Origin of the sequence: Corallococcus interemptor, assembly GCF_003668875.1 — a bacterium.
GTDB lineage: Bacteria > Myxococcota > Myxococcia > Myxococcales > Myxococcaceae > Corallococcus > Corallococcus interemptor.
In genome coordinates this window covers 1-7438 of sequence record NZ_RAWM01000216.1, presented here as the reverse complement: position 1 = coordinate 7438, position 7438 = coordinate 1, and the positions used below count along the sequence as shown (strand labels likewise).

The following is a 7438-nucleotide window of genomic DNA, read 5'->3' as shown; positions in this document are numbered from 1 at the left end:
GCCATGCGTCCCGCGAGCTCGTCATCGTCCCGCCGGGCAGGCCCCGCGCGACGTCTACGAGCTGGACGACGCCGCCTTCGTCGCCCAGGCCCGCCGCGACCTGGAGACGCTGCGCCAGGGCACGGACGGCCTGCGCCGCCTGAAGGAACAGGCCTTCCGCTCCAAGGCGCTCTACCAGCGCGGGAAGGACGTGCCCTACACCCCGGACGAGAAGCAGCTGCTGGTGTCCACCTGGGCCGCCTTCTTCGACTGCTTCGTCTCCACGGAGGTGGTGCGCCAGCGCTACTGGGACTTCCTCAAGGTGCCCGTGCTCACCCAGCCGAAGAAGCACGCCTGGGGCTTCCTGCTCACCCACGCGGCGCTCACGGCGGAGCTGGCCCAGGGCATGGCCTTCGCGGACCTCACCGGCGGCCAGGCGCAGCTGGAGGTGCTGCTGGATGAGCCCAGCCCCGAGTACGGCCTGCCCGCGCGCGCCTTCAGCCGCTTCAAGAAGAAGGTCGTCCACGTGGGCACCAGCACGCAGCTCTTCACCGGCGACGGCTACCGCGCCACGCTGCACCCGGTGCTGGCGAAGTCCGGCGTGCTCGACGAGCCCGGCGTCCCCGCGCTCTTCCAGGCCATGCGCAAGGACAGCAAGGCGGCCCGCGCGCGCCTGATGAAGCGCGGCCCGGTGCTCTTCGCCAAGGCCGCCGCGGACGTCACCCAGGACACCACCGCCCGCGCGGTGTTCCCGGTGCAGAAGACGGTGGCCGAGTGGATGGGCGACACCCGCGTGCACCGCTCCGGCAAGCCGCTCATCACCCGCGAGCAGGTGCTGGCGCTGCTGCCGCACCTGGCCCCGGGCGACGTGATGGTCGCGCGGCAGAACTGGTTCCTGTCCAACATCGGGCTGCCGGGCTTCTGGCCGCACGCGGAGCTGTACGTGGGCACCGCGCAGGAGATGGCGCGGGCCTTCGACGCGGACCCGGACGTGAAGGCCTGGGTGGCCACCCTGCCCGGCCAGCCTGCGACTGGGACTGGGACCTTCACCGCGCACCTGGCGAAGGCCTTCCCCGCCAAGTGGGCGCAGTACACCCGGCCGGACGCGCACGGCGACCCGGTGCGCATCATTGAATCCATCAGTGAAGGCGTGAGCTTCACCGGCGTGGAGCACGGCATGCACGTGGACTACCTGGGCGTGCTGCGGCCCCGGCTGTCCAACGTGGACAAGGCGCGCGCCATCCTGCGCGCCTTCACCTTCCAGGGCCGGCCGTACGACTTCAACTTCGACTTCTTCTCCGACCAGTCCCTGGTGTGCACGGAGCTGGTGTGGAAGTCCTACGCACCCGCCAAGGACATGAAGGGCCTGGACATCCCCCTGGTGAGCGTGGCGGGACGCCGGACGCTGCCGGCGAACGAAATCGTGCGCGTGTTCGACGCGGAGTACGGAAAACCCGGCCGCCAGTTCGACTTCGTCGCCTTCCTGGACGGGCGGGAGGCCCAGGGAGACGCCATCGAAGCGAACGCCGAGGCCTTCCGTTACACCTACCGGCGCATGAAGTGGGACATCGCCCAAGAGTGAAGCGAGAGATACACACCATGACGGAAGACACGGCGAACGAGTTCCTGGCCCTGGCCACCCCCCTCTACGAGCGGATGATTGCCCAGCAGCAGGCGAAGGTCCTGAAGCTGGCGCGCGAGGCGGTGCCCAACATCGGGCCGGAGGAGCTGCGCAACCCGCACGACTTTCCGGAGCTGAAGGACCACCCGACCTTCGAGTTCGAGGACGGCATCCTGGCGGGGCTCATCTCCGCCCAGATGGCCTTGCGGGCGGAAATCAAGGGCCGGCTGCCCCTGGCGCCGCCGGGCATCTGACGCTCGGCTGCCTGCCTTTGCCGTGAGGAGCATCCGTGGGTTACTGGTGCACACCGTGAGCTTTCCCTCTGGTTTCGGCCCTCCGCTGGCGCGCGAGCGGCTGGTGTCTTCCCTGGCCGCTGAGCCGCCGCGGCTGGACCTTGCGGCCCTGGCCATCGCGACGTTGGGCCGTGAGGACCTGGATGCTCCGGCGTGTCTGAGGACGCTGGACGCGCTCGCCGCGCGCGTGCAGGTGGAGGCGGACCGGCTGCGCGAGAAGGGCGAAGCCCTGGCCCCCTTGCGCGCCCTGCGCCACGTGCTGGCGGACCTCGAGGGCTTCCGGGGCAACGAGGACGACTACCACTCCCCGGACAACAGCTTCCTGGACCGGGTGCTGGAGCGGAAGGTGGGGCTGCCGATAACACTGTCGGTGGTCTACCTGGAGGTGGCGCGCCGCGCGGGCATCCCGCTGTACGGGGTCCCCTTCCCCGGCCACTTCCTGGTGGCGTGCGACGCGGGGGACCACAAGCTGGTGATGGATCCGTTCCACCACGGCGACATCCTCACGGAGCACGGCTGCGAGGAGCTGCTCAAGCGCGTGGCGCCGCAGCTCAAGTTCGACCGGGCCATGCTGGCGCCCGCGCCGGTGGAGCTCATCGCGTACCGCATGCTGTCCAACCTGCGCCGCGTGTACCTGGGCCGCGACGACAGCCAGCAGGGGCTGGCGGTGGTGGACCTGCTGTTGCTCCTGGCCCCGGACCACCCGGGAGAGCTGCGCACCCGCGCGTCGCTGCTCACCACGCTGGGCGCCTTCCGCGCGGCGCTCAAGGACGTGGAGCGCTGCCTGGAGCTGTCCCCGGACGCGCCGGACCGCGAGCGCCTGGAGCTGTCCGCCCGGGAGCTGCGCGAGCGCGCCGAGCTGCTCAACTGAAAGGACTCCCCGGATGCACTCGAAGGTGAAGCCCTGGCCGCGCCTGCGCCGGGGCCTGGAGCACGACTTCACGGTGGTGAAGGTGCGCGAGGACGTGGTGGCCGACCCGCGCACGAACCTGGAGCACGGCCGCGTGCGCCTGGAGTGCGCGGACTGGGTGAACGTCATCGCGGTGACGAAGCAGGACGCGCTGGTGATGGTGCGCCAGTTCCGCTTCGGCATCGACGCGGCGACGCTGGAGGTGCCCGGCGGCGTCATCGACCCGGGCGAGGACCCGGCCACGGCCGCCGCGCGCGAGCTGGAAGAAGAGACGGGCTACCGCGCCGCGAGGCTGGAGCCGCTGGGCGTCGTGCACCCCAACCCGGCCTTCCAGTCCAACCGCTGCCACACGTACCTGGCGCTGGACTGCGAGCGCGTGAGCGACGGGAACCCGGACGACGGCGAGGACATCGCCGTGGAGCTGCACCCGCGCGCGGACCTGCCCCGGCTGATTCTTGAAGGCCACATCACGCACTCGCTGGTGGTGGTGGCCTTCTTCCTGGAGCGGCTGCGCGCGGAGGCGAAGCGTTAGGCCTGCTCGCGGTCCCAGGTGCCGGAGCGGCCGCCGGACTTGTGGTCCAGCTGCACCGCTTCGATGACCATGCCGCGGTCCACGCTCTTGCACATGTCATAGACGGTGAGCGCCGCCGCGCACGCGGCCGTGAGCGCTTCCATCTCCACGCCTGTGCGGTCCACCGTCTTCACGCGCGCGGAGATTTCCAACCCTTCGTCCACGGGCGTGAGCGTCACCTCCACGCCCGCGAGCGCGATGGGGTGGCACAGGGGCACGAAGTCCGGGGTGCGCTTGGCGGCCATGATGCCGGCGAGGCGCGCCGCCGCGAGCACGTCCCCCTTCTCCACCTTCCCCGCGAGGATGCGCTCGCGAGTCTCCGGCAGCATGCGCAGGCGCGCGGTGGCCACCGCCACGCGGTCCGTCTTCGGCTTGTCGCCGACGTCCACCATCTTCACCGGCCGGCCCCCTTCGCCACCGCGGCGAGCAGGTCGTCCGCGACGTCGTCCGGATCCTCCAGCCCCACGGACACGCGGATGAGGCTGTCGCGGATGCCCGCCTGCGCGCGCTCCTCGGGCGTCATCCGGCGGGCGCTGGCGCTGGCCGCGTGCATCACCAGCGTGCCCACGTCTCCCAGCGACGGACCGGGCCTGGCCACCCGCAGCGCCTCCAGGAACCGGTCGCCCTCCTTCTGCCCCGCGCCCTTGATTTCAAACGCCACCATGGGCCCGAAGCCGCCCTCCAGCACCCGCGCCGCCACCGCGTGGTCCGGGTGGGAAGCAAGGCCCGGGTAGATGACCCGCTCCAACAGAGGCGAGTCCGAGAGCCGCCTGGCAACATGTGCCGCGTGCTCGTTGTGGGCCTTCATGCGGACGGGCAGCGTGCGCAGGCCGCGCAGCGTGAGCCACGCCTCGAAGGGGCCCAGCACGTCACCGGACAGGATGCGCGCGGAGCGCAGCGGGTCGATGCGTGCCTTGGAACCGCTCACCGTGCCGCCCAGCGCGTCGCTGTGGCCGTTGAGCCACTTGCTGGTGGACTGCACGGCGTAGTCCGCGCCCAGCTCCAACGAGCGCTGGCCGACGGGCGAAGGGAACGTCGCGTCCACCGCGAACACCGCCCCCGCGTCCTTGCACGCCTGCGCGAGCGCGCGGATGTCCGGCACGCGCAGGAGCGGATTGGAGATGCTCTCCGCCAGCACCAGGCGCGGACGCCATTCCCTGATGCGCGCGGGCGCGTCCGGGGACGTCTGGTCGAGAGGACGCAGCTCCACGCCCCAGCGGGCGCACAGGTTCTTGTAGAGCGCGCGGGTGACGCCGTAGCCATCCGTGGGCATCACCAGCACGTCGCCGGCCTTCCACGGCTGCGCGTCGAACAGCGAGCGTAGCGCGGCCATGCCGCTGGCGTACGCGACGCAGGCCTCCGCGCCCTCCAGCGCCGCCACCGCCTCCTCCAGCAGCGCCGCGTTGGGCGCGCTGATGCGGGCGTAGGCGTAGTCCTTTCCGTCCAGCGCGTCGGACAGGTCGTCGCTGCTGTCGAACCAGTTCACCGCCGCCGGGAAGATGGGCGGCATGACGGGCACGGCCTTGCTCCCGGTGAGCCGGGAGCCCGCGTGCACCGCCACCGTCTTCTGCTTCTTGCTCATGCGCGTGGGGTCTCGCTTGGGACGGAAAGGACGTGACTACTCGCCGTGCTCGATGAGCCAGCGCTCCGCGTCGATGGCGGCCATGCAGCCCGTGCCCGCCGCGGTGATGGCCTGGCGGTAGTAGCTGTCCTGCACGTCGCCGCAGGCGAAGACGCCTTCGATGTTGGTGCGCGTGCTGCCCGGGATCGTCTTCAGGTAGCCGCCCTGGTGCGTCTCCAGGATGCCCTGGAACAGCTCCGTGTTCGGCGTGTGGCCGATGGCCACGAACAGGCCGTGCGCGTTGACGAGCTTGCTGTCGCCCGTCTTGAGGTTGCGTACGACGGCGCCCGTCATCCCCTTGCCGTCGCCCACGACCTCCTCCACCGCGGAGTCCCACATGAAGGAGATCTTCGGGTTGTTGAGCGCGCGCTCCTGCATCACCTTGGACGCGCGCAGCGTGTCGCGGCGGTGGATGAGCGTGACGTGGTTGACGATCTTCGCCAGGTACGTGGCCTCTTCCATGGCCGTGTCGCCGCCGCCCACCACCAGCACGTCCTGCTTCTTGAAGAAGGCGCCGTCACAGGTGGCGCACGCGGACACGCCGCGGTTCTTGTAGGCGTCCTCGCCCTTGACGTTGAGCCACTTGGCCGTGGCGCCCGTGGAGATGATGACCGTCTCCGAGCGGATCTGGATGCCGCTCTCGCTCTCCAGCAGGAAGGGCCGCTTGGAGAAGTCCACCTTGGTGACGTTCTCCATGTGGATGACGGTGCCGAAGCGCTCCGCCTGCTTCTGGAAGCGCTCCATCAGCTCCGGGCCGGTGATGGCCTCCGGGAAGCCGGGGTAGTTCTCCACGTCGGTGGTGACCATGAGCTGGCCGCCCGGGACGCGCTGGGGGTGCTCCAGGGTGGGGCCGCCAGCGAACACCACGGGCTCCAGGTTGGCGCGCGCCGCGTAGATGGCGGCCGTGTAGCCCGCCGGGCCCGAGCCGATGATGGTGACCTTCTGGATCTTGTCCTGCGACACGGCGCCTCCTGCGCTCATACGTTGACGGCCCGGACGGTAACAGACGCCGCCGTCCTGGCCATGATACGAACCTGGACCCCATGGATGCCGCTGTCCTCAAGAAGGTTGCGCTCTTCGAGGGATTGACCCAGGGCCAGCTCGCCAAGGTCGCCCGCATCGCCCGGGCCCGGACCCATGTGGCCGGGGATTTTCTATTCCGCGAGGGCGACGCCGGCCAGGACATGTTCATCCTCACCGACGGCAAGGTGCGCATTTCCAAATCCGTGCCGGGCATCGGGGAGGAGGCGCTCGCCATCCTCGAACCCGGGCAGTATTTCGGGGAGATGGCGGTCATCGAGGATTCACCCCGCTCCGCGGACGCCATCGCCCATACCGGCTGCACGGTGTGGGTCATCGAGCGCGCGAAGCTGGACCAGCTGATGTTCACGGACAAGGACCTGGCCTACGTCCTCCTCTGGACGTTCGTCCGCACGCTGAGCGAGCGGCTTCGCGAGACGAACGACAAGATCAAGGCCTTCTTCGCCATCTCCCGCTTCTAGCGGCCGGCCGCGCTTCCCGGCTCCTCGCACGCCAGGAGTGCGAGTGGAGCATCGCTGTCCGTCCCGCCACCGGGCCTCTTCACGCGTTGCTGGACGGGGCCGCGCCCCGCGTTCCGGAGTGAACGCTGGAAGGCACATGCCTTGCTCAAGCCCGCCGTCGCGTGGACGGAGGCGGGATGGAACAAGGTGGAGAGGCGTGGGCGGAGTCGGGCGAAGGGGAAGCCACGGGTGGAAGGTCGGTGAGGGCGCGCGGCCCGGGATTGCCAGGACTGGAGGACGCGCGCGAGCGCCTCTTCCGGCTGGGCGCGGAGGCCCTCACCGACCTGGAGCTGTTGGGGCTTCTGTGGACGGAAGGGTTGGGGGACGCGGCGGAGCGCGTGGCGAAGGGCGGACTCAAGGCGCTGGTGCAGGAGGATCCGCGCGTGCTGTGCGCGCGGCGGGGCGTGGGGCCCTCGCGCACGTCCCGGCTCCTGGCGGCGCTGGAGCTGGGGCGTCGCGCGCAGCGCTCCTCGGAGAAGCGGCCCCGGCTGCGAAACCCGAAGGAGGTGCACGCGTACCTGGCGCCCATGCTGGGCGCGCTGGGGCGCGAGGTGTTCCACGTGCTGTGCTTCAACCCGCGCAACGTGCTGGTGCACGACGCGCGGGTGGCGGAAGGGACGCTGAGCGCGTGCCCGGTGGACCCTCGGGAGGTGTTCGCCGCGGTGTTGTCCGCGCGGGCCACGGCCATCGTGCTCGCGCACAACCACCCTTCCGGGGACCCGGAGCCCAGCGTCCAGGACGTGGGGCTCACGGAGCACCTGGCGCGCGCGGCGGGGCTTCTGGGCGTGAAGCTGCTGGACCACGTCGTCGTGGGGGACGGCGCGTTCGTGTCCATGCTGGAGCGGGGCATCCTCCCGGACAGCGAGCGGGAGGGGCGGCGCCGGTGCGGCACGGACGGGGGC

General features: G+C 70.6%; 9 protein-coding genes. 6 read left to right on the top strand and 3 right to left on the bottom strand.

From position 1 onward, the window contains the following. From D7X96_RS38055 to D7X96_RS38040, 4 genes are all read left to right on the top strand, one after another. Window positions 1–1561 (top strand): YiiX/YebB-like N1pC/P60 family cysteine hydrolase (locus tag D7X96_RS38055; protein ID WP_121771923.1); only part of this gene is annotated, 1561 nt, incomplete at its 5' end. A 17-nt stretch (window positions 1562–1578) separates the two neighbouring features. After that, window positions 1579–1854, top strand: a complete 276-nt coding sequence (locus D7X96_RS38050; protein ID WP_120551523.1) for a hypothetical protein — start codon at window positions 1579–1581, stop codon at window positions 1852–1854. Window positions 1855–1939: 85 nt separating this feature from the next. Beyond that, the gene (locus D7X96_RS38045) at window positions 1940–2764 is read left to right on the top strand and encodes a SirB1 family protein (protein WP_120551522.1); all 825 of its coding nucleotides are present in this window, start codon (window positions 1940–1942) and stop codon (window positions 2762–2764) included. Window positions 2765–2777: 13 nt separating this feature from the next. Next, entirely contained in the window at window positions 2778–3335 is a 558-nt protein-coding gene (locus D7X96_RS38040; protein ID WP_121725063.1) for an NUDIX hydrolase, read from the top strand. Here D7X96_RS38040 and moaC read toward each other — a convergent pair. From moaC to trxB, 3 genes are read right to left on the bottom strand one after another with little or no spacing between them, the layout of a single operon-like run. After that, on the bottom strand, window positions 3332–3772 hold the full coding sequence (moaC, locus tag D7X96_RS38035) for a cyclic pyranopterin monophosphate synthase MoaC (RefSeq protein ID WP_120551504.1): 441 nt from the start codon (window positions 3770–3772) through the stop codon (window positions 3332–3334). The genes D7X96_RS38040 and moaC overlap by 4 nt on opposite strands. Beyond that, a complete protein-coding gene (locus D7X96_RS38030) occupies window positions 3769–4956 on the bottom strand; it encodes a trans-sulfuration enzyme family protein (protein WP_121771922.1) in 1188 nt (395 codons plus the stop codon). Before D7X96_RS38030 ends, moaC begins: the two co-directional genes overlap by 4 nt. Window positions 4957–4992: 36 nt before the next feature. Further along, window positions 4993–5976, bottom strand: a complete 984-nt coding sequence (gene trxB, locus D7X96_RS38025) for a thioredoxin-disulfide reductase (RefSeq protein ID WP_370450225.1) — start codon at window positions 5974–5976, stop codon at window positions 4993–4995. Between the two features lie 62 nt (window positions 5977–6038). Between trxB and D7X96_RS38020 the strand changes: the two genes are divergently transcribed. Continuing rightward, window positions 6039–6497, top strand: a complete 459-nt coding sequence (locus D7X96_RS38020) for a cyclic nucleotide-binding domain-containing protein (protein ID WP_121771921.1) — start codon at window positions 6039–6041, stop codon at window positions 6495–6497. A 176-nt stretch (window positions 6498–6673) separates the two neighbouring features. Then, window positions 6674–7438 (top strand): RadC family protein (gene radC, locus D7X96_RS38015; protein WP_121771924.1); only part of this gene is annotated, 765 nt, incomplete at its 3' end.